Source organism: Pararhizobium sp. IMCC3301 (genome assembly GCF_030758315.1).
Lineage (GTDB): Bacteria > Pseudomonadota > Alphaproteobacteria > Rhizobiales.
Genome location: NZ_CP132336.1, coordinates 4,246,692 through 4,270,058, shown reverse-complemented (window position 1 = coordinate 4,270,058; position 23,367 = coordinate 4,246,692). Strand labels below are relative to the sequence as shown.

The 23,367-nt window shown below is 55.7% G+C and carries 18 protein-coding genes and 1 pseudogene; 7 read left to right on the top strand and 12 right to left on the bottom strand.

The window, feature by feature from the left end; all coding sequences use genetic code 11:
• Window positions 1–381 precede the first annotated feature (381 nt).
• Both RAL88_RS20235 and RAL88_RS20230 read right to left on the bottom strand, forming a co-directional pair.
• Window positions 382–1,599: a hypothetical protein gene (locus RAL88_RS20235; RefSeq protein WP_306265976.1), complete on the bottom strand. Its 1,218-nt coding sequence runs from the start codon at window positions 1,597–1,599 to the stop codon at window positions 382–384.
• 1,177 nt (window positions 1,600–2,776) lie between these two features.
• On the bottom strand, window positions 2,777–4,144 hold the full coding sequence (locus RAL88_RS20230) for a porin (protein WP_306265975.1): 1,368 nt from the start codon (window positions 4,142–4,144) through the stop codon (window positions 2,777–2,779).
• A 904-nt stretch (window positions 4,145–5,048) separates the two neighbouring features.
• Between RAL88_RS20230 and RAL88_RS20225 the strand changes: the two genes are divergently transcribed.
• The gene (locus RAL88_RS20225) at window positions 5,049–6,356 is read left to right on the top strand and encodes a UDP-glucose/GDP-mannose dehydrogenase family protein (RefSeq protein WP_306265973.1); all 1,308 of its coding nucleotides are present in this window, start codon (window positions 5,049–5,051) and stop codon (window positions 6,354–6,356) included.
• A 58-nt stretch (window positions 6,357–6,414) separates the two neighbouring features.
• Window positions 6,415–8,247, top strand: a complete 1,833-nt coding sequence (locus RAL88_RS20220) for a tetratricopeptide repeat-containing sulfotransferase family protein (protein WP_306265971.1) — start codon at window positions 6,415–6,417, stop codon at window positions 8,245–8,247.
• Window positions 8,248–8,253: 6 nt separating this feature from the next.
• Here the strand turns inward: RAL88_RS20220 and putA are convergent, their stop codons facing one another.
• Complete coding sequence (putA, locus tag RAL88_RS20215) at window positions 8,254–11,817, bottom strand: bifunctional proline dehydrogenase/L-glutamate gamma-semialdehyde dehydrogenase PutA (protein WP_306265969.1); 3,564 nt, start codon at window positions 11,815–11,817, stop codon at window positions 8,254–8,256.
• 169 nt (window positions 11,818–11,986) lie between these two features.
• Here putA and RAL88_RS20210 point away from each other — a divergent pair, with 169 nt between their 5' ends.
• Complete coding sequence (locus tag RAL88_RS20210) at window positions 11,987–12,460, top strand: Lrp/AsnC ligand binding domain-containing protein (protein ID WP_306265968.1); 474 nt, start codon at window positions 11,987–11,989, stop codon at window positions 12,458–12,460.
• Here the strand turns inward: RAL88_RS20210 and RAL88_RS20205 are convergent.
• The 7 genes and pseudogenes from RAL88_RS20205 to RAL88_RS21760 all read right to left on the bottom strand — a co-directional run.
• Complete coding sequence (locus tag RAL88_RS20205) at window positions 12,457–13,095, bottom strand: aldolase (RefSeq protein ID WP_306265966.1); 639 nt, start codon at window positions 13,093–13,095, stop codon at window positions 12,457–12,459. The two genes, RAL88_RS20210 and RAL88_RS20205, sit on opposite strands and share 4 nt — an antisense overlap.
• Window positions 13,092–14,366 carry a 3-oxo-tetronate kinase gene (gene otnK / locus RAL88_RS20200; RefSeq protein ID WP_306265964.1) on the bottom strand — a complete coding sequence of 425 codons (1,275 nt, stop codon included), beginning with the start codon at window positions 14,364–14,366 and terminating at the stop codon, window positions 13,092–13,094. Before otnK ends, RAL88_RS20205 begins: the two co-directional genes overlap by 4 nt.
• A complete protein-coding gene (locus RAL88_RS20195) occupies window positions 14,363–15,178 on the bottom strand; it encodes an N-acyl homoserine lactonase family protein (protein WP_306265963.1) in 816 nt (271 codons plus the stop codon). The genes otnK and RAL88_RS20195 overlap by 4 nt, the downstream gene beginning before the upstream one ends.
• Window positions 15,179–15,187: 9 nt before the next feature.
• Window positions 15,188–15,865: a GntR family transcriptional regulator gene (locus RAL88_RS20190; RefSeq protein ID WP_306265961.1), complete on the bottom strand. Its 678-nt coding sequence runs from the start codon at window positions 15,863–15,865 to the stop codon at window positions 15,188–15,190.
• Window positions 15,862–16,914 (bottom strand): Gfo/Idh/MocA family protein, encoded by a 1,053-nt coding sequence (locus RAL88_RS20185; RefSeq protein WP_306265959.1) that lies wholly within the window; start codon window positions 16,912–16,914, stop codon window positions 15,862–15,864. The genes RAL88_RS20190 and RAL88_RS20185 overlap by 4 nt, the downstream gene beginning before the upstream one ends.
• Before the next feature lie 3 nt (window positions 16,915–16,917).
• Window positions 16,918–18,054, bottom strand: a complete 1,137-nt coding sequence (locus RAL88_RS20180; RefSeq protein WP_306265957.1) for an isocitrate/isopropylmalate dehydrogenase family protein — start codon at window positions 18,052–18,054, stop codon at window positions 16,918–16,920.
• Window positions 18,055–18,301: 247 nt separating this feature from the next.
• Window positions 18,302–18,679: pseudogene (locus tag RAL88_RS21760) on the bottom strand (transposase); the annotation flags it as partial.
• A gap of 142 nt (window positions 18,680–18,821) precedes the next feature.
• Here RAL88_RS21760 and RAL88_RS20170 point away from each other — a divergent pair.
• From RAL88_RS20170 to RAL88_RS20160, 3 genes are all read left to right on the top strand, one after another.
• Window positions 18,822–19,484: a DUF1007 family protein gene (locus RAL88_RS20170; protein ID WP_306265953.1), complete on the top strand. Its 663-nt coding sequence runs from the start codon at window positions 18,822–18,824 to the stop codon at window positions 19,482–19,484.
• Window positions 19,475–20,491 carry a nickel/cobalt transporter gene (locus tag RAL88_RS20165; RefSeq protein WP_306265952.1) on the top strand — a complete coding sequence of 339 codons (1,017 nt, stop codon included), beginning with the start codon at window positions 19,475–19,477 and terminating at the stop codon, window positions 20,489–20,491. The genes RAL88_RS20170 and RAL88_RS20165 overlap by 10 nt, the downstream gene beginning before the upstream one ends.
• 167 nt (window positions 20,492–20,658) lie before the next feature.
• The gene (locus tag RAL88_RS20160) at window positions 20,659–20,940 is read left to right on the top strand and encodes an HD domain-containing phosphohydrolase (RefSeq protein WP_371932197.1); all 282 of its coding nucleotides are present in this window, start codon (window positions 20,659–20,661) and stop codon (window positions 20,938–20,940) included.
• Between the two features lie 267 nt (window positions 20,941–21,207).
• Here the strand turns inward: RAL88_RS20160 and RAL88_RS20155 are convergent, their stop codons facing one another.
• Together RAL88_RS20155 and RAL88_RS20150 are read right to left on the bottom strand one after the other, a co-directional pair.
• A complete protein-coding gene (locus RAL88_RS20155; RefSeq protein WP_306265949.1) occupies window positions 21,208–21,339 on the bottom strand; it encodes a hypothetical protein in 132 nt (43 codons plus the stop codon).
• 106 nt (window positions 21,340–21,445) lie between these two features.
• Window positions 21,446–21,745, bottom strand: coding sequence for a hypothetical protein (locus tag RAL88_RS20150; protein ID WP_306265320.1), 300 nt, complete (start codon window positions 21,743–21,745; stop codon window positions 21,446–21,448).
• A gap of 82 nt (window positions 21,746–21,827) precedes the next feature.
• On the opposite strand from RAL88_RS20150, the gene RAL88_RS20145 reads away from it, so the two are divergent.
• Window positions 21,828–23,213: a transposase gene (locus RAL88_RS20145; RefSeq protein WP_306265319.1), complete on the top strand. Its 1,386-nt coding sequence runs from the start codon at window positions 21,828–21,830 to the stop codon at window positions 23,211–23,213.
• Window positions 23,214–23,367 lie beyond the last annotated feature (154 nt).

The following is a 23,367-nucleotide window of genomic DNA, read 5'->3' as shown; positions in this document are numbered from 1 at the left end:
CAAATATGGCGCTGAGATAGCAAGTGTGGCACCGATTTGCCAGACATGGATTTCTATTGTGAGGCGAAAACGGGAAATTGTGGGGTTTTGGGCTTTCACCAATACGCCTTATTCGTTCACGAGCTTGTCCCGAGAATCCAGACACTTGTTCGCTCACGCTCTGCAATGCCTTGAACGTACCAAAATCCTCCAACACCTCTGCAATGTTGAGGCGGATGAAATGAGTGGAACCCCAAAACCCGTATGGAAATCGACACGCAACAGATCGCCATCGATTGTGCTATGATAAAACAGCATGTTTGCAGTCGGTGGAAACACAAGATCAAGTCGATATATCCCCTTGGTGTAAATAACAGTATCACCCTATTGTTTGTGTCTCGACTACCCTACTGATGTGTCCTGAAAATGCGGATAATTCTGTATTTTCTCGATCTGAATGTTGGCGACACTCACCACGTTTTCAACGATCTGTTCCGTTCCCGGGGCCGTCTCCCTTTGCGCGAGCATCTTGAGTAAATCACGGTAGTATCGGAGATTGGCGTCAATGATTTCCTTCTCCGCTTTCAAAACCATCGCAACGGTATCACCTTCCTGAATACCCGAATCAAGTTTACTCAACGCATGCTTTAATACACGGCGCAACGCGTTTGGTGCGGTCTCTTGGGGGATATAGAGGTGCGACAATTCAACTGTTTTCTTTTCTGGTTTGATAACAATCCTGGGCAAAAAGAACTCTAAATTCTTCAAGTGAGGCTTCAGGTTCGCATGCTTGACACGCCGAAGAGAAGATAGCACATTTATTGTTTGGCTTCCGAAATCGATTGTTAGAGGCACCGAGCGAACATACTTTGCATGTGGCTCTGGGTAGCCATACGCAAACAACATGTCTACTGCGTCATAAAGTCCGTAAATTACAAAACACTCATCGTTGTCTGCTATCGGTTTTGAATTGCGAACCGTCAATTTTGGGCCGGGTGAATATTGAAAACCGAGTGAGTTGGGATGATGATTGATGCAGTCCATGATCGGCATGCATACTTGAATTTTCGCGCGCTGATTGGCATCAGCATGAGTGAAGTATGGGTTTTGATATAGTTCGTTTTTGACGCCCAGTACCCGACTGTGAAAAAAGTCGTCCAATAAGAATTCGTTCAGCGTTACGCCTTGAAACCTTCCATAATTTTTTTGACCATCACTTCTCATTTTAAACAGTAAATCAAGAAATTCACGATCCTTGTAATACAGTGAACGCGTCGATGTTTTACTGTGCTGCGCGAATTTATCCAACGCGTTGAAGAGCTTGAGCATGAGTTGCATCATCTCAACTTGCTCGGATGCCAGATCATCGTCATAATATTTTATGACGATCTGGCTCTGGTTAAGGTCAAACTTGAACTTCCTGTACGGCAACAGGCATCTCGCCGTTAAGGAAATCAGCCGCTCTCCCTCCTTGATAGTTTCGGGTGCGCGAATGCGCATGTTTCCTGCGCTGCATTCAATGATAACATCCGGATGGATGAAGCTGCCACACTCCTGAATCTTGTCACATAGCTCAAGGAACGGTTTTTCGACTTCGACTTTGTCCGATATGAACTTCATATTCTCTTTCTTGGCAATATATTATAAAATTCCTGTGGGCATTGTAGTGGTGGCTTACCTGAAACGGAGGTATTTCACCAACCGGAGTGGATTTGAAAAATGGTTCACACATGCTGAAATCATTGGCGACGATGCAGGCGAATAAATCCCATATGGCTCAAACCTTGAAAATTACAAACGTTTTGCCGCAAAAGTGGAGAAGCTGGTCGATCTGGCGGTAAGGCAGGTGCCGATGCAAGTGACTTCCGCACCTTTCTAAAATTCACCCGCTTTGCGTTTGCTGTCATATCAGACAGGTTATGCGCTTTTGTCAAACTCTGTAACCCAATGCTTGATGTCATCCCTTGCCCGCCGCAATTTTCTCCGTCTTTCCGGAGAGTGGATTCACGCGCTGCAATACCATCGCAATTCGGGGCGCTGGATCCTCGGAACAAGTCCGAGGATGACGGGATTGGGAGGTCGGGCTGGCCTTGTATCATCGAAGTTCGCTGCGACGGGCGTATCGCTCAATACACATCTATCCCTATCGTCATCCCCGGACTTGTCCGGGGATCCAGAGGCTGGGGACGTGTAAACGCTGCAATACCATCTCGATTCGGGCCGCTGGATCCTTGGGATAAGCCCAAGGATGACGGGATTGGGAGTCGAGGGCTTGTAGCGGAGGCCTCACCGCCTGCCTTGACGACATGCCCTGATTTCCCTGCCTTGATGGTTTTCACAACTCCCGGGTTTGGCGTCAGCACTTTCCGGCGTTCACCAATACTCTCTCGTCATTCCCGGGCTTGTCCCGGGAACCCAGACGCTTGTGCGCTCACAGCTGCAAAACCATCGCAATTCTTAGCGCTGGATCCTTGGGACAAGCCCAAGGATGACGGGATTGGGAGGTCGGGCTGGCCTTGTATCATCGAAGTTCGCTGCGACGGGTGTATCGCTCAATATACATCTATCCCTATCGTCATCCACGGTCTTGTTCCGGGGATCCAGAGGCTGGGGACGTGCAAACGCTCAATACCCATCCCGATTCGGGTCGCTGGGTCCCCGGAACGAGTCCGAGGACGACGAGTTTTAGGTGAGTGTCGGGGCTTTACCTGGTGTCTCACTGTCTCACATGAAAAAGGCCCGGCGGTTTCCCGCCGGGCCTTCTTGAAGACGTAAAACTGACTGGTGTCAGATCAGCTTAGAAGTTGCGCTGAATGCGCAGTTTGGCTTCCCAGCTGTCGCTGCTGTCGTCGGCATCCAGATCAAGTGCTTCATTATCTTCGATCTTCGTGTCGACGTACTGACCGGCCAAGCTGACGAGGAGATTTTCGACAACTTCATACTGCAAGGTTGCGCCAACCATCCAGATTTCAGCCTGATCGTCGAAATCATGGTAAGCACCGGTGATACCAAGATTAAGATTACTGGAGAAATCCTGGCTCAGACCGGCCAGAACATACCAGCCACTCATCGTGTCGGTGATGTTGCCGGTGGTCAGATCAACAGCTGCTTCATAAAAGTCGCTGCCGCCAATATAGTGCATGGCACCATCAGCATAGGCACCGACAACCTTGACTTTGGTCATGGAACCGACATTCAGCTCGACACCGGCCTGAACGGCCCAGCCATAATCTGTGTCAAGCGTACCGGCTGCAACCAAAGGAGGCGTCACAAAGAAGGTGGAGGTCGGTGAAGAGAAAGGACCTGCTGGCATGGTAGTGATTGCACGAATCTGGTGCAATGCACCGGAAATCTGCGCAGAACCCCAGCCCTGGGAAATACGCAGGCTGGCAACCACATCAGGAATTTCCATGCCGCCATATTTGGCGTCACCGAGATTCGAACCAGTCGAAATTACGGTGTTGACGTTATAGACGACCGTTTTCGTGAACACGGAGGACACAAAAGTCTTGGTGCCGCCGATTACCGAGGGGCCATTGGTATCTGTCTTGAACGTCTTTGAATCCACAAACTGAGTCGTATAGGTTCCATTGACCGTGACGTCTTCGCCAGCATACTGGGCGATCTTGGCGCGGCGGTCACGACCGTCTTCCAGACCCAGGGTCATGGACAGGCCGTTGCCGAATGGCATGATGAAGGTGAACTGGTTGATGCCTTCATCAACATAGTAACCGTCATAAATGCCGTAGCCACCGCCGAAATCGTAACGGGAAGTCTCGCGACCAACCAGAATGTTTTCACCGATTGTGATCCAGGCATCGCCAAGAGACACGTTGCCTTCATTGGAACCGGAAATCGCAAACTGGCCAACCAGCATGCCGACTTCTGTCATCGAAGACGCATTCACAACCAGCTCAAAGTTTGAGTTGAAGAAGGTGCTGTCTACGGTGTCGTCATCATTGTCGTCACGAATGCCGAATTCCGTCCGTACACGGCCGGAGAATCTCAGGCAGGTTTCTGTGCCGGGAATGTAGTGGAAACCAGCGCCGAATGCATCACACACACGAACATAATCAACTGGTTCTACGATTGGCATGTCAGCGGCCTGAGCACCGGAAACGGCGATCAGAGCAGCGGCGGAGCCGAGCAAAAGGCTCTTTTTCATAATATGACCTCCAAAGTCATTTCAATTTTCCGGGCTTGACTTGCTGGTTCACTGAACCGGGATCAAACCCCCCAATGTTGAGGCGATGTCTTCTGACGGATAGTCCCGCCGAATGAATCGCCCCGAACGCAAGATGACCATTGCGGATCAAATGCATTTCATCAATGGAAAAAAGCGCAATGAACCCCTCACGCGGCACCTTGCCCTGTCAGTGTTGCATTCTGAACACAGATTGGGCCGGAGTTCTTAAGACTCTGTTGTGAAGTGTGGCGGAAATCCGGGGATTGACGGCGGCGCAGGCGGGGTTGGTGTGCGGTGTTGATATGCGAATCCGGGGCGTTTTCAGGGTGGGCGCGCATGCGATTCCCTGAGTTTGATGGTTCTTTCTTCCCTGTGATCATCACCGGGCTTGTTCGGGGAATCCAGAAATCGGGGATGAGAACGCGCTGCAAGGCCGTCGCGATTCGGGGTACTGGATCCCCGGAACAAGTCCACTGGTGTCCGGGGATGACGGCTTTGGGGGTTGGGCGTGACGGGATTGGGGGTCGGCGGGGGTTTGGCGGGTAGCTCTATGCTGACCTCGCACGGGTGCATACGCGGGTATATATTGTAGTGCGCGTGCAGATGCTGCCAACACTATCGCTCGTCATCGACATCCTGATTATCTATCGCCCCTGCCCCGTGGTTTGCTCCTACCCCCCTATTGTCATCCCCGGACTTGTTCCGGGGATGACAATAGGGGGAACTGTCGAGGCGCTGCACGGCCATTGCGATTCTGGGCGCTGGGTCCCCGGAACAAGTCCGGGGATGACGGCTTTCCGGACAATGCCGGTTTTTGCCGTGACTTTACAACAGTGGCGCAATAGAAGCGCAGCACATCCCCGACCCGCACACAGGAGCATTCATGCAAGTCACCATCATCGGCACCGGTTATGTCGGCCTGGTTTCCGGTATCTGTTTTTCGGAATTCGGTTTTCAGGTCACCTGCGTTGATCTGGACAGCCAAAAAATCGAGGCGCTGAACGCGGGCATTCTGCCAATCTATGAGCCGGGGCTTGACCGCCTGCTGGAAGAAAACCGCGAACGCCTGACCTTTACCACCGATTTTGATGCTGCGGTGGCCAGGGCTGATGTTGTGTTTATTGCGGTGGGCACACCATCGCGGCGCGGCGATGGCGAGGCGGATCTGCAATATGTCCATGCGGCGGCCCGGCAGATTGCGCGGGCGATGAAGCCGGAAACGGTGATTGTGCTGAAATCCACCGTGGTCGTTGGCACCAGTGCCGAAGTGCGAGGCATCATCGAGGCGGAGCGGCCGGGCGTCGCCTTCTCGCTGGCGTCCAACCCGGAATTTCTGCGCGAAGGCTCTGCGATTGAGGATTTCATGCGCCCGGACCGGGTTGTGGTTGGCGTCACCGACGATCATGCCAGAGACATTCTGCAGCAATTGTACCGCCCGCTCTATCTGCGCGATGCGCCGATTGTGGTGACAACCCCCGAAAATGCGGAATTGATCAAATATGCCGCCAATGCCTTTCTGGCGATGAAAATCACCTTTATCAATGAAGTCGCGGATCTGTGCGAGCAGACCGGCGGCGATGTGCGGGAAGTTGCCAAAGCGATTGGACTGGACAACCGCATTGGCGGCAAATTCCTCCATGCCGGGCCCGGCTTCGGCGGCTCGTGCTTTCCCAAGGACACACGGGCCTTTGCCGCCACCGGCCGCAAATACGGTGCAGCGCAAAACCTGATCGAGACTGTCGTCAGCGTCAACGAGAACCGCAAGGTGGCAATGGCCCGCAAAATTCTGGCAGAACTCGGCGATGCGCCCCAAGGCAGGACTGCCGGCATTCTGGGGCTGGCCTACAAGCCGAACACCGATGATATGCGTGAAGCGCCAAGCCTTACCATCATTCCCATCCTGGAGGCTGCCGGGGTGGTGGTGAAAGCCCATGATCCGCAGGCGATGGCGGAAGCAAAGCCGCATCTTCCGAACACACTTCTTTGCGAAAGCGCCGAACAGGCCATCAGCGATGTCGATATTGTCGTCATTCTGACGGAGTGGAACGCCTATCGCGCGCTCGACATGGCCACGGTCAAACGGCTGATGCGCGGTGATGTGGTGGTCGATCTGCGCAATATATATCAGGCCGACACTGCCAGGGATGCGGGTCTGAGCTACGTTTCCATTGGACGATCCGCGACAAGGTGATAAAACGCCCCCGATTTTTGCTGATAAAGATACAGATACAGATAGACCGGTGAGAGATATGAACCGCGCAGAAAAAAGACGGCTGGCAAGACAGACCCAGGCAAATCAGGCTTCCGCTGTGTCCCTGGCACCTGCCCGCAAGAAAAAACGTGGCGGGGTATACCGCACCAAGGGCGACCCCCAGCAATTGATGGCGATGCTGGAACAGGCCCACAAACTGTATACCGGCGGCCAGCCGGAGCAGGCCAAGCTGGCCTATCATGCGATTTTGCAGATCGACGAAAATTTTCCCGACGCCAATAATTCTCTCGGGATCATAGACGTCGAAGCCGGCAATCATGGTCTGGCGGCACGCTGGTTCAGGAAAGCCATCAAGGCCGAACCGACCCGCCCGACCTTTCACAACAATTGCGGCCTGGCGTTGCTGGAACTGGAAAAGGCCAAAGAGGCGGTCGCCTGTTTCGAAGCCTCGCTGAAAGCCGACCCCGACTTCGTGCCGGCAATGGTCAATCTGGGCAAGGGCTACAATCTGATCATGCAATTCGCTCTGGCTGTACCGGTGCTGGAAAAAGCCATTTCCATCACGCCTGATTTTCTGGAAGCCTATGTTGAAATGGCCCTTGCCCACGGTGAACTGGGTGCGCTGGACAAGGCTGTCGCGGCTCTGGATACGGCGCTCGAGACGCAACCCAACCACGGGCGGCTGCTGAACCAGAAGGCAAATCTTCTGATTACGTTTGGCAAAATCGATGACGCGGAGGCGATTTTCCGGGAGATCCTTAACCGTTCGCCAAACAATGTCGGTGCCTACACATCGATTGCCCGGTCGAAGAAATTCGAATCCTACGATGACGATCTGGCCAATATGGAGCGCCTCTATAAAACCATTCCGGATGTGGATTATGCAAAAATCCTGCAGGGCGAACAAGAAAAGGACGGGCATGAAGACCCGAAAATGAACCTTGCCATGGCCCTGGCAAAAGCCTTTGAGGCGATCAAGGACTTTGAACAATCCTTCTTTTACTACAAGGAGGGCAACCGGCTGAAGCGCAAGAAATTCTTCTACAATCAGGCCGATGATTTTCGCCAATTCGATATGCGCATGAAATTGTTTACACCGGCTCTGATCTCTGAGTTCAAAGGCGGGTTTGCAGATAAAACACCGATCTTCATTGTCGGCATGCCACGCTCCGGCACCACCTTGCTGGAACAGGTGTTTCACGCTCACCGCGATGTCTTCGGGGCAGGAGAGCTGGGCTTCATGCCGCAAGCTGTGCGCGCCCGATTCAAGGACATGCAGACCTTTGAAGATAAGTTGAAGGCGGGCAAGGTGACGCAGGAAACCTTCCGCGAGATCGGCGCCGCCTATATTGAAAAGATTCGCGAGATCGATTCAGACAGTCCCTTTATCACCGACAAGATGCCGCATAATTTTGTCCAGGTCGGCTTCATCAAACTGGCCCTGCCGGAAGCTAAAGTGATTCACAGCTATCGCAATCCGATTGACAACGCCTTTGCCATTTTCAAGCAGATTTTCGGCAATGAGGGCCACCAGTATGGTTATGACCTTGTAGAACTGGGCCAGTATCACAACAAATACCGCGAGCTGATGGCACACTGGAACAGCCTGTTTCCCGGCGAAATTCTGGAGAACCGCTATGAGGATATGGTGGCCAATCTGGAAAGCCAGACCCGCAAGGTGCTGGATTTCTGCGGGCTGGAGTGGGACCCGAACTGCCTCAACTTCCACGAGGCCGAGCGCGCCGTGCGCACCGCCAGCGTGACCCAGGTGCGCCAGCCGATCTACAAGGGATCGGTGGAGAAATGGCGTAAATACGAGACCCAGCTGCAGCCGCTGATCCGGGTGCTGGAGAAAGGTCTGCCGTTTTAGAGTTTGTCAGGCCGCCGCCAGCAGCGAGGCATTGCCGCCCGCTGCCGTGGTGTCAATGCAGACATGGCGCTCCAGAATGCAGGGCGAAAAATCCTGATTGCTGATCAGCGGCAGAATCGCACCTTCGCGGCGCGCCAAAGCGATACGCATCTGCCGCAACACCGCGTCATCCGCCCAGGCGGCGACTCCATCAAAACCGGACAGCGTTGCCAGATCGTCCAGGTTGAGAACCCCGTCCAGTGCATTCGCCCCGCTCAGCCCCGGCGCCACGGCCAGGCTGGCACAGCCGAAACCTGCCGCCAGGCGGGCCTGTTCCAAAGCCGCCTCGGAAGTTGGCCCAAGGCAGAGGATGACTCCGCGGGAAAAACTGCTCAACCGGTTGGATTCGCCGGTCGGGCCGGCCATGTCTGTGATTTCCAGCAGTTGCTGATCGTAGCGGATTGAATTGAGCGCTGATTGCACTTTGGCAAAATCAAGTGTTTGCGCCGGTTTCTTCCCCGCCACAACCGCCACCGCTGCTGTTCTGGCAAAGCGCTGCAGATAATGCGGGCCGCCGGCCTTCGGACCGGTGCCCGACAGTCCCTCGCCGCCGAAAGGCTGCGAGGCCACCACCGCGCCGATCTGGTTACGGTTGATATAGATATTGCCGCATTTGATACTGTCGACAATGGTCTGCACGCGATCATCGATACGGGTGTGCAGCCCGAACGTCAAACCGAACCCCTTGGCGTTGATGGCCGCGACGACGGCGGCAAGCTGATTGCCCCTGAAGGTCGCGACATGCAGAACCGGTCCGAAAATTTCCTCGGCAATTTCCTCGATTCCATCGACACGGATCAGCGCTGGCCCGACAAATGTGCCGGACTGTGGCGCTTTGACCTGTTTCAGCAGCCGGCCTTCCTGTTCGGCTGCATGGATATGGGCATCGATCTTGTCCCTGGCGTCAGTATCGATCACCGGGCCGATGTCGGTGGTAATATTGGCCGGATCTCCGACCACCAGCAGATTCATCGCGCCCTGCAGCATTTTCAGCAGTTTGGGGGCAATGTCTTCCTGCACATAGAGGACGCGCAGGGCGGAGCAGCGCTGGCCGGCGCTCTGGAATGCGGAGGCAACAATATCACGCACCGCCTGCTCCGGCAGTGCGGAACTGTCGACGATCATGGCGTTGATGCCACCGGTTTCGGCAATCAGCGGCGCATCGGGGGCGGCATTGTCTGCCATCGCCCGATTGATGCGTTTTGCGGTTGGTGTCGAGCCGGTAAAGCAAACGCCGTCAATGCGCGGATCGGAGACCAGCGCCTGTCCGATTTCAGCACCGGGCCCCGGCAGCAATTGCAGGGCATCGGCTGGAATGCCCGCCTTGTGCAGCAGGCTGACGGCATGAGCGGCAATCAGCGGGGTCTGTTCCGCCGGTTTGGCGAGCACCGCATTGCCTGCAGCCAGTGCTGCCGCGATCTGACCGCTGAAAATCGCCAGCGGGAAATTCCACGGCGATATGCAGACAAAAACGCCCCTGCCCTGCAACGGGTCTTGCGCCTCAAGGCGTTCAGCCTCTGATGCGTAATATCTCAGGAAGTCAACAGCCTCGCGCAGCTCGGCAATGGCGTCTGCCGCAGTTTTGCCCGCCTCCTGACAGGCCAGAGCAAAAAACAACTCTGCGTCAGCTTCATAGAGATCAGCCGCGGCGCGCAGACATTTGGCACGCTCGGTAGCAGATTTCGCTGACCAGCCGGCAGCACCGCCAAGGGCTGCCGTGATCGCGGCCTCCGCCTGGCTGACTGTCGCCGGGATGACTGAGCCGATTTTCTGCTGCGGATTTGCCGGATTATATCTTGGCTCGGCGGGCATACCCGCTGCGTCACCGGAAGCGGCGACAATCGGCCCGGTGGTTTGGTCCGGCAGAGCGCTGCTCATGGCGTTGACGACAAAAGCCTGATCCCGCAGATCGGTGATATCCCAGCCTTTGGCATTGCTGCGTGCCGCACCAAACAGGGCTTGCGGACGGGCAATTTTCGGGTTTTGGGCGTCGGGCAGATAGTGGGCCACCACTTTGAACGGATCGGCGACGATAGCTTCGACCGGCACCTGTTTGTCGACGATCTGATTGACAAAGGAACTGTTGGCGCCGTTTTCCAGCAGGCGGCGTACCAGATAGGCCAGCAAATCCTCGTGAGCCCCGACCGGGGCATAAATGCGGGAGCGCGTGTTGTGGCTGGCCATCACCGCATTGTGCAGGGTTTCACCCATGCCGTGAAGGCGCTGAAATTCAAACACCGGGCTGGATTCCACCGGACTGGCTTCATCGGCGGCAATGGCCAGTACAGCTGCGATTGTCTGGGCATTATGGGTGGCAAATTGCGGGTAAATCCGGTCGGCATATAAGAGCAATTTGCGGGCGCAGGCGATGTAACTGACATCGGTCGAGGGTTTGCGGGTGAAGACGGGAAAGCCATCGAGGCCGAACACCTGAGCACGTTTGATCTCTGTATCCCAATAGGCGCCCTTCACCAGGCGGACCATGATGCGCCGGTCAAGTTTCAGCGCCAGGGCATGCAGCCAGTCGATGACAAAGGCGGCGCGCGGTCCGTAGGCCTGAACGACGACGCCAAATCCATCCCAGTCGGAAAGTGCCGGATTTGACAGAATGCCTTCAATCACATCAAGCGACAGATCAAGCCGGTCCTGCTCTTCAGCATCAATGTTAAAGCCCATATTGGCCGATTTGGCGAGGCTGGCCAGCGCCAGAGTGCGGTTCACCAGATCGGGAACGATACGCGCCGCGTGGGGTGCCTCATAGCGTGGATGCAAGGCAGAGAGCTTGACGGAAATGCCCGGATTTTCGCGGATATCCTCACTCTCGCAGCGTTTTGCGATGGCACTGATGGCCTCCGAATAGGCCAGATGATAGCGCTTGGCGTCAGCTTCAGTGCGAGCTGCCTCGCCGAGCATGTCATAAGAGTAGGTGTAGCCGCGTTCTTCCTGTTTTGCCGCCCGGTTCATCGCCTCGTCAATATTGCGGCCAAGGACAAATTGCTGGCCAAGTTCGCGCATCGCCTGCGCCACCGCCTTGCGGATCACCGGTTCGCCGACGCGTTTCACCAGCGCGTGCAATGTGCCTGCAATACTGGCATTCGGGCCTTCATCGTCGCGCAGCACTTTGCCGGTCAGCATCAAAGCCCAGGTCGAAGCGTTGACCAGAGACGAGTTGGAATGGCCCAGATGCGCGCCCCAGTCCGAAGGGGAAATCTTGTCTTCGATCAGCGCGTCAATCGTATGGCTGTCCGGCACGCGCAGCAGTGCTTCTGCCAGACACATCAGAGCAACGCCTTCCCGGGTCGACAGGCCATACTCGGCCAGAAACACCTCCATCAGACCGGGATTTTTGGCCTTGCGGACTTCTGTCACCAGTTTTGACGCACTTGCTTCGATTGATGCAGCCATCTGCGGGGTCTGCCCTGCGAGCTGGATCAAACGCTGCAATGCGCCTGCTTCATCAGCCAACACATTGTCACGAATGATTTCCCTCAAGCGGGAGAGATCTTCAGCGATGGCATCAGGAGTGGGCATCTGTCGGTCCAATATTTCAAGGTCACATCCGGGTGTGTAGCATGCCCGAGAAGGACACATGACCCGATCAGGTGTATATTATCCGTCTCCTGCTATATTGTTCTCTCTTTTTTGCATGAGTGGAGCTAGTATGTCCTGATAAAAGACGTTTACACAGGAAAATTTCCTTATGACGGACAAAACGCATGGAACGGATGGTCTTGACGCTTTTGACGAAAAGATTCTCAAAGTGCTGGCGCAGAACGGCCGCATCACGGTGACAGAATTGGCCGAGACCATCGGTCTGTCAAAATCGCCCTGCCAGGTGCGGCTGAAACGGCTGGAATCGGAAGGCTATATTCTGGGCTACCGTGCCGTCCTGAATGCGCAGAAGCTCGACCGCGCCCATATCGCCTTTGTGGAAGTCAAGCTGAAAGACACCCGTGAGGCTGCGCTCAGGGCCTTCAATACGGCGGCCCGGTCGGTTGTGGAAATTGAAGAATGTCACATGATTGCAGGCAGTTTCGACTATCTGCTGAAAGTGCGCACCAAGCATATTTCCGACTACCGCCGGGTTCTGGGAGAAACCATTTCCGGCCTGCCGCATGTGGCCCATACCAGCACCCATGTGGCGATGGAATCTGTCAAGGATCGCGGCGCTTAACGGCCCAGGCTGATGGCATCGAGTTCGGCCAATTCCGGATCAGTCAGAAAATTCAGATCCATGCCACGGGTCAAAAGGAAAATCCGCGCGGCTTCTTCCAGTTCCTCCATGGCAAACACACTGTCGCGAATGGATTGTGCCCCAACTACAGGGCCATGGTTGCGGATGATGATACCGGAATGTTTTGCCGCCAGCTTTTCAATTTCCGGTCCAAGCGACTTGTCTCCGGGGCGTTTGTACGGCGCAGCTGCGACCGGGCCGACGCGCATGTGAACATAGGGCGTTATGGCCGGCACCATATTGGTTTCATCCACCTCTTTCAGACATGACAGGCAGACACAATAGGTCGAATGCAGATGGGTGATGGCTTTGGTATCGGGCCGTCCGCGATACATGGCAAGATGGAGAAAATCCTCCTTAGTGGGCTTGTCACCTGATACATGGCGACCGTCATCATCGAGTTTTGACAGGGTTTCAGCCTGCAGAAACCCGAAGCTTGAATTTGTCGGTGTCATCAGGAAGCCGCCGGCTTCCAAACGGCATGACAGATTGCCGCTTGATCCGGGTGTCAGGCCGCGCTCGAACATCGAGCGGGCAAGCAGCACCATTTCATCACGCTGAGCCGATTCGTTCATTGCTGCAATACTTCCAGAGCCTGTTCAAAGAAGGTTTCATCGCCAAAATTGCCCGATTTTAGCGCAAGCGCAATGTCGAATTTTCCGGTTCTGGCAAAGGTCCAGGGCACACCGGGCGCGATTTCCTTGCCAATCCGCAACTGATCGACGGCCAGCGCCTTTGTCACCGCACCTGAGCTTTCGCCCCCGGCGACGACGAAACGGCGGTGACCGGTCTGCAAAGCGGTCTGGGCCAGTTCCGCAAGCGCGTCTTCAACGAGTTGTCCTGCCTTGTCCCGGCCCAATTGAGATTGCGCCTGCTTCACTTCATCCGGCTCGGCTGTGGCGTAAATCATTTTGGCGCTGCCGGGCGGCTGTGAGCCAAGCCAGTGTTTTGCCTGTTGCAGAGCCGCCCCGTCTTTCGCCAGGTCCAGAGGGTTGAGTTGCAGGGCGGCATGGCTGGCTGCAAAACGGGCAACCTGTCTGCGGGTCATGGCCGAACAGCTGCCACTCAGAATCAGCGGCGTATTGTCGATTGGAGCATTGTCATCTGTCTGGCGACGGCTGCCGGTGGCGCCGGACAGCGCGCGCACCAAAGGCAGGGCAATCGCGCTGCCGCCAGTAATCAGCTTCAACGAGGCGATAGCAGCGCCCAGCACATTCAAATCATCATCATTGATGGCGTCCAGAATGATGTGCTGGCAGCCGTCATTCTTGAGCTGCCGCAACTGCTCCTGAACCTCAGCGATACCGCTGGATACAGTGCGCCGGTTGACAAGGCCGACAGGTTTCGTCACCTGCGGTGCCAACAGCCGCAGCAGGCTGGAATCGGTCATTGGTGTCAGCGGATGGTTGCGCATCGGGCTGTCGCTCAACAAGTCCTCGCCCACAAACATGTGGCCCTGAAAGACGGTGCGGCCGTTTTCCGGAAAGGACGGGCAATACACGGTCTGGTCACAGTTCAACTGCGCCATCATCGCTTCTGCCACCGGGCCGATATTGCCCGTCGCGGTGGAATCGAAGGTCGAGCAATATTTCCAGAAAAACGTGCCGGCACCGATTGCCTGAAGCCAGTCGAGCGCTGCCTGGGCCTCGGTAACCGCCTGCTTCACCGGTTCGGTTCTGATTTTAAGCGCGACCACCTCGCAATCCGCATCTGATACCGGATCGCCTTTGGGTACGCCTATGCGCAAGGACACCGACAGGCCGGCGCGTGCCATCAGTGCGGCAAGATCGGTGGCGCCGGTAAAATCATCTGCCACTGCGCCTAGCAGGACTGGTCTGTCACTCATAAAATTCCGCCTTTTGGAGCCACATGCAGTGCGACAATGCTGTCATCGCCGGAATGAACCGGCTGGTAGATTGAACGCACTATCGGATCATGCCCCGGTATAATGTGGCTGTCGCTTTCTGCAAGCTGCTTAAGTGTCTGAAATCCGGTCAGCATATCCTCAACGTCTACAACAATCGGAAAGGGTTTTCCAAGGCGGTAATTCTCATAATAATGGCTCGCATCCGAAGCAAGCACGACCCATCCGCGCGCGGTTTTCACGCGCACACATTGCAATCCGCGGCTGTGCCCGCCAATGAGATGGGTTTCCACGCCCTCGGCAATGGTTTTGCTGCCGGACGAGAAATGCACGCGGCCTGCAAAAAGCGCCCTCACCATGTCGCAGATATGTTCGCCGGTGAATGGCGCGCGCAGATGATCGTGGCACATGCATGGCCCGGTTGCATAACTCATTTCCAGGGCCTGAACATGAAGATCGGCATTTGGAAAGGCTTTCAGTGACCCGGCATGATCATAATGCAGATGCGTGAGGATGATTGTGTCGATTGCTTCGGGAGAAATCCCGAACTGGCGCAACTTTTCGGCTGGATGGATTTGTATTTCCCGGCATCTGGCAACGCCTTCTTCGGTGTCATATCCGGTGTCGACCAGAATAACCCGCGATCTCTGGCGCGATTCTTGCCGCAACACCCAGACGTAATAATCCATCTCATGGGGCAGATCATGATGCGGATCGGCAATAAACGAATCGGCGCGGGTGCGATTGCCGCGTTCGGCATATTTCAGCGCAAAAATCTCCCACAGATCACTCACATAGGTCTCCTATAAATGGTTGAGATTGTGATGGGTGATGAGGTCGACCAGCATGTTCTTGGCATTTTCCCGGTGGTCTCGATGCAGCTTGCGCGCCGCCTCCCAGTCGCCCGCTGCCAGATAGTCAACCAGACGCCGGTGATCTTCATTGGAGCGCACTGGTCTTGGTCGCAGAGTTAGCGTCGCCATGCGGGCGCGGTGCACCTGATCCCAGAATGTGGCGACCATTCGCGACAGGCGCTGATTGCCGGCGAGCCGCACCAGAGCCATGTGAAAGGCCTCATCGGCTTTGGCCCAGGCCACCAGATCGTCGGTGTCCAGTGCCGTTTCCATGGCGCTGACATGGGACATCAGCAAATCGCGGCCACTGTCGGACAAGCCGGCACGCGCCAGCCTTTCAGCAGCATAAGGTTCCAGCTCGGTCAGAAGTTCATAAATATCCTGCATATCCTCGATGGAAATCGGCAAGATGGTAATGCCGTGGCGCGGGCGGATACTTAAAAACCCTTCGCTTTCGAGTTGAAGTGCCGCCTCGCGCACCGGTGTCCGGCTCATCCCGAGCATGTCGGCCAACTCGGTTTCCAGATAGGAGGCGGACGGTTTCAGCGCATTGTCCATCAACAGGCTCTTCAATCTCTGATAGGCCTGCCGGGTTCGCGTGTCGGTTTTTCGCGCCGCCTTTGTCACTGCCTGTCCCTCACCTCGTTCAGCGCCAATCTTTCGCCTTCATGCGACGACCGGTAAATCAGGTCCTGGATTGCCAGATTTTTGAGATAGTCCGAGGCGGTGTTTTCCAGCGGCGCTGCGCTGGATAAATGATCCAGCACATGGCGCTGAAACAGGTAGACGCAATCGCCGCCAAAATCCCGGTCTTCGAAAGAATAGGGATGTTGCTGCCAGATGTCGCTGCCAAAATCACGTATCTCGATGATCCCATCACCGGACAGAAGCAAGCTGGCGCTGGTGCCTTCGATCAGGAATTCGCCCATCGTCAGCCGCCGGTTTCTGGCGGCATGGTCAAGGGCGCGGTTGCCGTCAAATGTAATGCGGGCGCCGTCGGGCATCTGGAAGGTGAAGCTACCGCTGTCTTCACCGGCGATCGCCGGATTGGTGCGAAATAGATCCGCACTGAGTGCCACCGGTTCGCCAAACAGAAAGCGAAACACATCAACCCAGTGGATGCCGGTTTCGCGGATGAGAAATTGTTTCATATCTCTGAAATAGGGTTGCCGCCTCAGATAGGCGTCAGGACCTGCCCCGTCTCCCGGACGAAAGCAGAACCGGGCCTGAATGACACGACCGAGCCGTCCCGCCTGCAACAATTGCCGGATTTCGCGATACCATGGCTGAAAACGGAAATTCTCGTGAACGATCAGCAGCGTAGAGCTGTCTTTTGCAGCCTCTGCCAGGGCCTGCGCCTGTGGCAACGAATCGCAAAACGGCTTCTGGCAGATTACCGCGCAGACCTGTCCGAGGACCGGCCGGATCAACTCCAGATGAGTAGATGGCGGTGTGGCAACATCCAGTATGTCGACCGAGCCAGCCGTTAGCATGTCTTCGACCGTGTCGTACACGTCCAGCTCCGGCGCATCGCGTCGGGCCTCGGCGCGGCGTTGCGGATCGGTCTCGGCCAAAGCCACCAGCGATGCGTTCTGAAGCCGCCGCCAGGCATTCAAATGAAACTTTGCAAAGTAGCCATAGCCGACCATTCCGACACGAAAAGCAGGCTCTGCCATCAGTCAGGCAACCTTGTCGGAGTAGCTGTCAGACCCCGCCAGCCGTTGTATCGCTGCAATCACCGCATCAGCACAGTCCAAGGTGGATGATGTTCCGCCAAGATCACCTGTGAGATTGCACTTTGCCACCACGTTTTCACCAACTGCAGCATCGATCAGACGGGCGGCCTGCGCCAGCGCTGTATCATCATGTTCAACGGCGAGCCATTCCAGCATCATGGCAGCTGATAGAATCATCGCCAGAGGATTGGCGATGCCCTGGCCGGCGATATCGGGCGCGGTCCCGTGGCAAGGCTGAAACACAGCAGAATCATCACCGATATCAGCGGACGGCGCCAGTCCCAGCGTGCCCATGATGCCTGCCCCCAGATCGGACAGAATGTCGCCGAACATGTTTTCTGTTACCAGCACGTCAAATTCCCAGGGCCTCTGCACCATCCACATGGCCATGGCATCGACATAGGCGGCATCGGCGTCAATATCGGGAAATGCCTTGGCACGTTCCAGAAAGATTGTGCGGAAGAACCAGAAAGCGCGGAACACATTGGCTTTATCAACGCAGGTGACGCGGCCCTTGCGGCCCCGTTTTTCGGCGCGCTGCGTTGCCAGGCGAAAGGCGAAATCAAACAGTTTTTCGCTGATTTTTCTGGTAATCCGCAAGGTTTCCGTTGCTTCACTGTCGCCATGAATCTGGCCTTCATGCATATGCGCAAACAGGCCTTCGGTGGATTCTCTGATGAGGACGAAATCAATTTGTTCCGCACGCGGATCAGACAGCGGTGTGGATTGGCCCGGATAGACCCGCACCGGCCGCACCCCGGCATACAGGCCCAGTTCAAACCGCAAATCAATCTGTGGCGTGATCTCGGTGCCGTCGGGTTTGCGGATCGAGGGCAGCCCCATGGCTGACAGGAGCACCGCATCTGCGGCGCGGGCTGCATCAATCGAGGCTTTGGGCAGCGCTTCACCGGTTTCGCTGAAATGAGTGGCGCCTGCAGGAAGATGGATGAACTCAAACGAAAAACCACCCAGCAGGCCTGCAGTGTTTTCCAGAAGCTTCAGGGTTGGAGCCATGATCTCCGGGCCGATGCCGTCACCATCGAAAACCGCGATGGTGTAAACATTCGAATTCTGAACCATATTTTTTCCTGCTTCTGCCATCGCGATTGCACCGTCATTCAGCCGCTCTTCCGCAGAGCCGATTGATGATAGAACCCGTGGCTTTTTTCCTGCCATACAGGCTCAACAAGTATCCGGGGCGTTGACGCTGACTGAATTTAATGCATACATTAATTAATGCGCACGCGCAAGCTTTGCCGTCGGGCTCAGGAGGCAACGTTGAAACTGTGGTAATGTGTTCCAGAAGGGGGGAACCTGGCTTAGTGTCTTCTGTGGTTTTGCCGCTTTGGCTATCAATGACCCCGGCACCTGGGCATGGCTCCTTGCCATCAAACTCTCGCGCCATTTGCACGAGCGCGAAGTTCAGTACTGAAAGCGTGCCGTCATTGCGCCAGCGGTAGAAATAGCCCCCCACAGTGGAGACCGGCGGAACGTCTTTTGGCAACATGCGCCAAGCAATCCCGCCGCCTGCGGTGTACATGATCGCATTCAAAACAACGCGCATATCGGTTGTTCGGCGGCGGCTTCCTGGACGTGCGGGTGGCACAAAAGGGCGGACAATAGCCCGTTCGGCATCCGTCAAATCGCTTGGATAGCGGTTGGAACTGCGGTTCTGCTCAGCACGGGTGATATCAGTCCATAGCATCGTGGCCTCCATCGAATCTTTGACAATCCGACGGAATCACATCCTACTGAGTCCCATTCCTGCCATTATGAAATTGGAAACAGAATCCTGGTCTGACGGCTGGTACAGATGCAACGATTTTTGATTTTAGGTGGTGGGTGACATGGAAAGCGGAAGAATTGCCCGGTATTGGCTGATCTTCGTGTCGATTTTGGTTTCGGCATTTGTCCCTGTTCAATCGGCTCTTGCTCATCCGCATGAATTTGTCGAAATGAAAGTGGCGGTGCACTTCGACAAGGCTGGCAAGGCATCGTCCGTTAAATATTCATGGCTGTTTGATGAATTTTTCTCTGCGTATCTCATTGAACCGGCCGACACAGACGGCGATGGCAAACCGGAACAGGAAGGGCTTGATGCCTTGTTCATCGAGATTCTGGGGAATATCGAGGAAATCAATTATTTCACCAAGTTTGAGAAGGACAGTCTGGACGTCGAATTTGGCAAACCGAAGCCGCTTGTGGCCTCAATGAAAAAGCGCCAATTGTATCTGGAGTTCGAGCTTCCGTTTAAAATGGCACTCGATCTGCAAACCGGAAATCTCGAATATGCGATTTATGACGATGAATTCTACATTGCGATGAATCATTCCACCGATGCAGATGCGGTAAAACTCGTTGGCGCACCGATGGGGTGCGAGTGGACTCTTTTGCCGCCCAATCCCAGTGAAGACGTAGCTGCCTTTGCAAAATCTCTCGACAAAACCGAGTCTGGTGGCTCGGGCCTTGGCGCAAATTTTGCCGAGCGGGTGACGATCAAATGCACATAATCAAAAACCGGACGGCGTTCATCTTGATGGTGATTGTGCCGGCTCTTGTGATCGCCGTTTTGATTTCCCAGGGGCCGGTGCGGGCAGCCTATGGCGATCTGATATTCTGGATTTACGATCAGCAACGGGCCTTTCATAAGATGATGACCGGTTCGCTCAGCGCGCTGGCAGACAATATAGGTGTTTCTACAACTCTGACGGTTGTTTCGGGCAGTTTCCTATATGGTGTATTTCATGCCGCCGGACCGGGCCACGGCAAGGTGGTTCTGTCGACCTATCTCGTAACCCGGCCTGAACGCATTCCGCGAAGCGTGATGATGGCGGTGTCGGCGGCCTTCTTGCAGGGCGCAGTGGCGATCACCCTCGTTTATGGGCTCTATTTCCTTTTCGGGATGGTCGGCCGGGATACGCGTGTTGTTGTGCTTTGGAGTGAGCGGCTCAGCTATTTACTGATAATCTCCCTTGGCGCCTGGCTGTTGTGGCGCGCATTAAGCGGGCTCGCCAATTTGAGACGCCGTAAACAAGCGCATGCCGGTGAATCACTATCCACTGCCCAGGCCCATGATCATGATCATGATCATGAACATACATACCATCAGGGGCATGACTCCTGCTCGCAGTGCGGTCACGCTCATTTGCCAACCAACGAACAGCTTTCCGCCGCGTCGGATATGCGCACAATTCTCGCCGTTATTTTTTCGATCGGAATTCGGCCGTGTTCAGGCTCGGTATTGGTTTTGATATTTGCGAAATTTGCCGGGATACCCCTTGCCGGAATATTGTCAGTTGCAGCAATATCTCTGGGCACGGCCATTACGGTGGCAGGCCTTGCCTTGTTCACGGTTCAAATGCGTAAAATGGCATTGAAAACTGTCGGATCACGGTTTGATCAACTGTCCTATGCGAGCCATTTTATCACCTGTGCCGCAGGAGCGTTCCTCGTACTCGTGGGATACGGATTGTTTGTGGGATCCTATTCCGCACCGGTTCGCTCACTGGGGGTTTGATACAACGCCGCAACCCGCTTGTGGAACGCGCAGCTTCGGTAGAGGCAATTTGTCTGGCGAACACTCTGCATTTCCCAAATGGTAAGCAGAGCATAATTTGATCGAACGTTTGGCGATTCGCGGGGTTAAACAGATACTGAGGATGACTAAGACTTCAGCCCCACAAACTGAAGGGCAGGGAAATCAGTAAGTTGGCGCAAATTCTGACCGTCTGCGACATTTTCGGTGCCCTTGCGGAAAAGCGTTCGTATAGAAAACCGCAAACGCCGGAGCAGGCCATTCAGATTTTGATGGGCATGGCCCAATTCGGAAAAGTCAATTATGGTGTGCTATGTACGCTTGCCCGCGCCGTCGGTGTCGAAAATTCAGACAAGCGGTCAGGCGCACCCGTGTCGTCGGAGCATTCCCTGATGGTCAGTCGTGCCTCAACCTGGCCGCTGCTCGTTTGAGGCATATCGTGGCCGGCAAATGGGCCACACGAAGGTACATGGACACTACCATGATCCCGGCACTTGCACACGGTTCGCTGCCTACAAGTTCGCTTGCTTCCTGAACCAGGGCATAGTTCTTCAAGGCCAGGGTTCCATCGCTGCGGCAATTGTAGAAATAACCATGGACGGTCGATACAGGCGGGGAATTCTTGGCAACATCCGCCATGGAATGCCGCCACCGGCCATTTAGGGAATGGCGTTCAGCACCTCGCGAATATCACTGGCTCATGGGTAGCCTCCCGGGCGAGATGCTGGAACAAGTGGTGCGACCACTTCCCATTCAGCATCGGTCAGATCGCTTGGATAGCGGGCAAACTTGCGGTTATATTTGGCCAGGGTGATATCATTCCAGAGCATCGCGGTCTCCATCGAATCTTCATCGATCCGATGGAATCACATCCCTCTGTTATCACTTGATAACTTTTAAATCAGGCTCTTAGCTCGACTTTGTACGTTTTTGTGGTCAGGTCCAGAGCCAGAAGATGCCCTCGTTCGCTATGAACTCGAGCGCCTCGTCGAGGGGTATGACGACGCCGCCGATGTCATCGACATCCTCCCATTTGCGCCGGTGTGACCAGTATCCGAGCCGGACTTCGTTGCCGTTGCCGGTCGGCTTCAGCCGGGCAATCGGCGCCTCCGTCTCCAGCAGGTAGAGATGGTAGGCACCCTTGTCTTTGTAAAAACCGACGCCACCACCATTGGCGTCGTCGAAGGCTTCGATGCGAACGGCGATTTCGTCATGCTGCATGTGCCGATCATACATAGGAACACCTCAGGGCACGTGATTCACTTTGCCGCAGGTTTGCCTGCTTGCATGGTCAGCGACAAGGGATTCGAAACATGGGATGAAACATCATGCCCCCTTCTTGCCGCCGTCTCCGGGCGATCCCGTTCCCCAGATCCTGCGCGATTGGCTGCAGGCGCTGCGCCCGTGCTTCACGGCGCCCAGTTGGGAGCACATGCTCGTCCTGGTCATGGGGGCCGTGCTGGCCCCGGGCAAGCGCACCGTCAGCGCCTGCCTGCGGATGACCGGGCGCGCCGAGGCGAAAAACTTTTCGAGCTACCATCAGCTCCTTAACCGCGCCCGCTGGGAGTCTCGCGATATGTCTCGGCGCCTGCTGGCCATGATCATCGACCGCCTCGTGCCGGAGGGTCCCGTGGTCATCGGGATGGACGATACAATCGAGCGCCGATGGGGGCGCAAAATCACTGCGCGCGGCATCTATCGCGATCCTGTCCGCTCCAGCCATGGCCACTTCGTCAAAGCCAGCGGGCTGCGCTGGTTGAGCTTCATGGTGCTGACGCCGGTCCCTTGGGCAGGTGTTGTGAAGGCCCTCCCGGTGCTCACCCTGTTGGCCCCCTCGGAGCGCTCCGACCACCAGCGCGGACGCAGGCACAAGCTGCTGACCGACTGGGCCCGCCAAGGGGCGCTCCAGCTCTGTCGCTGGATGCCAGAGCGCGACATCGTCTTCGTGGGCGATAGCGGCTTCGCTGTCCATGAACTGGCGTACGCCATCGGCGGCCGAGCAACCCTCATCAGCCGACTGCGGCTCGACGCCAATCTCTACGCGGCCCCTCCAAAACGTGACGGCCACACCCTCGGACGCCCGGCGCAGAAGGGGCCACCCTTGCCCAAGCTGAAAACGCTGCTTTCAAACCCGACCACGCCCTGGAAAAGGATCACCGCGTCCTCCTGGTATGGGCGCAAGCACCATAAGGCACTCGAAATTACCTCGAGCACCGCATTGTGGTACCGACCTGGTACGCCGCCCAAGCCAATTCGCTGGGTCCTCGTCAGGGATCCTGACGGCCGGCGCGCTCCGCAAGCTTTCTTCAGCACCGATACAACGCTCGATCCTGCCGACATCATCGCCCTGTTCGTCCGCCGCTGGCAGGTCGAGGTCACCTTCGCCGAAACCCGCGCCCATCTTGGCGTCGAAACCCAACGGCAATGGTCCGACAAAGCTATCGCCCGCACCACGCCGGCGCTGCTTGGTCTCTACAGCCTTATCTCTTTGTGGGCGTGCGATCTGTTGTCCAAGTCGAGCATTCCTTATGCCGCAGCCTGGTATCGTAAGACCCATCTCACCTTCACCGATGCCATCGGCGCCGTAAGGCTCGCCTTATGGGTCGGAGACATTTATCAACACTCCCCGCCGCACCGGGAAAGACACAAAATCCCTCCCGACCGTCTCGTGCGTATGGCAGAGGCTCTCTGCTTCGCCGCATAATGTACAAAGTCGAGCTTAGTCATTGTGATAATGGACAGCAATTCTCGTTCTATCGTATGATAGTTCAAAGGCAGCGTAGTTTCGGTCAACAGAGCCGCTGCCATCTGCATTGAATGCAACCGGGGTGAAACTTTCTAGCAGAACAAATCAAAAG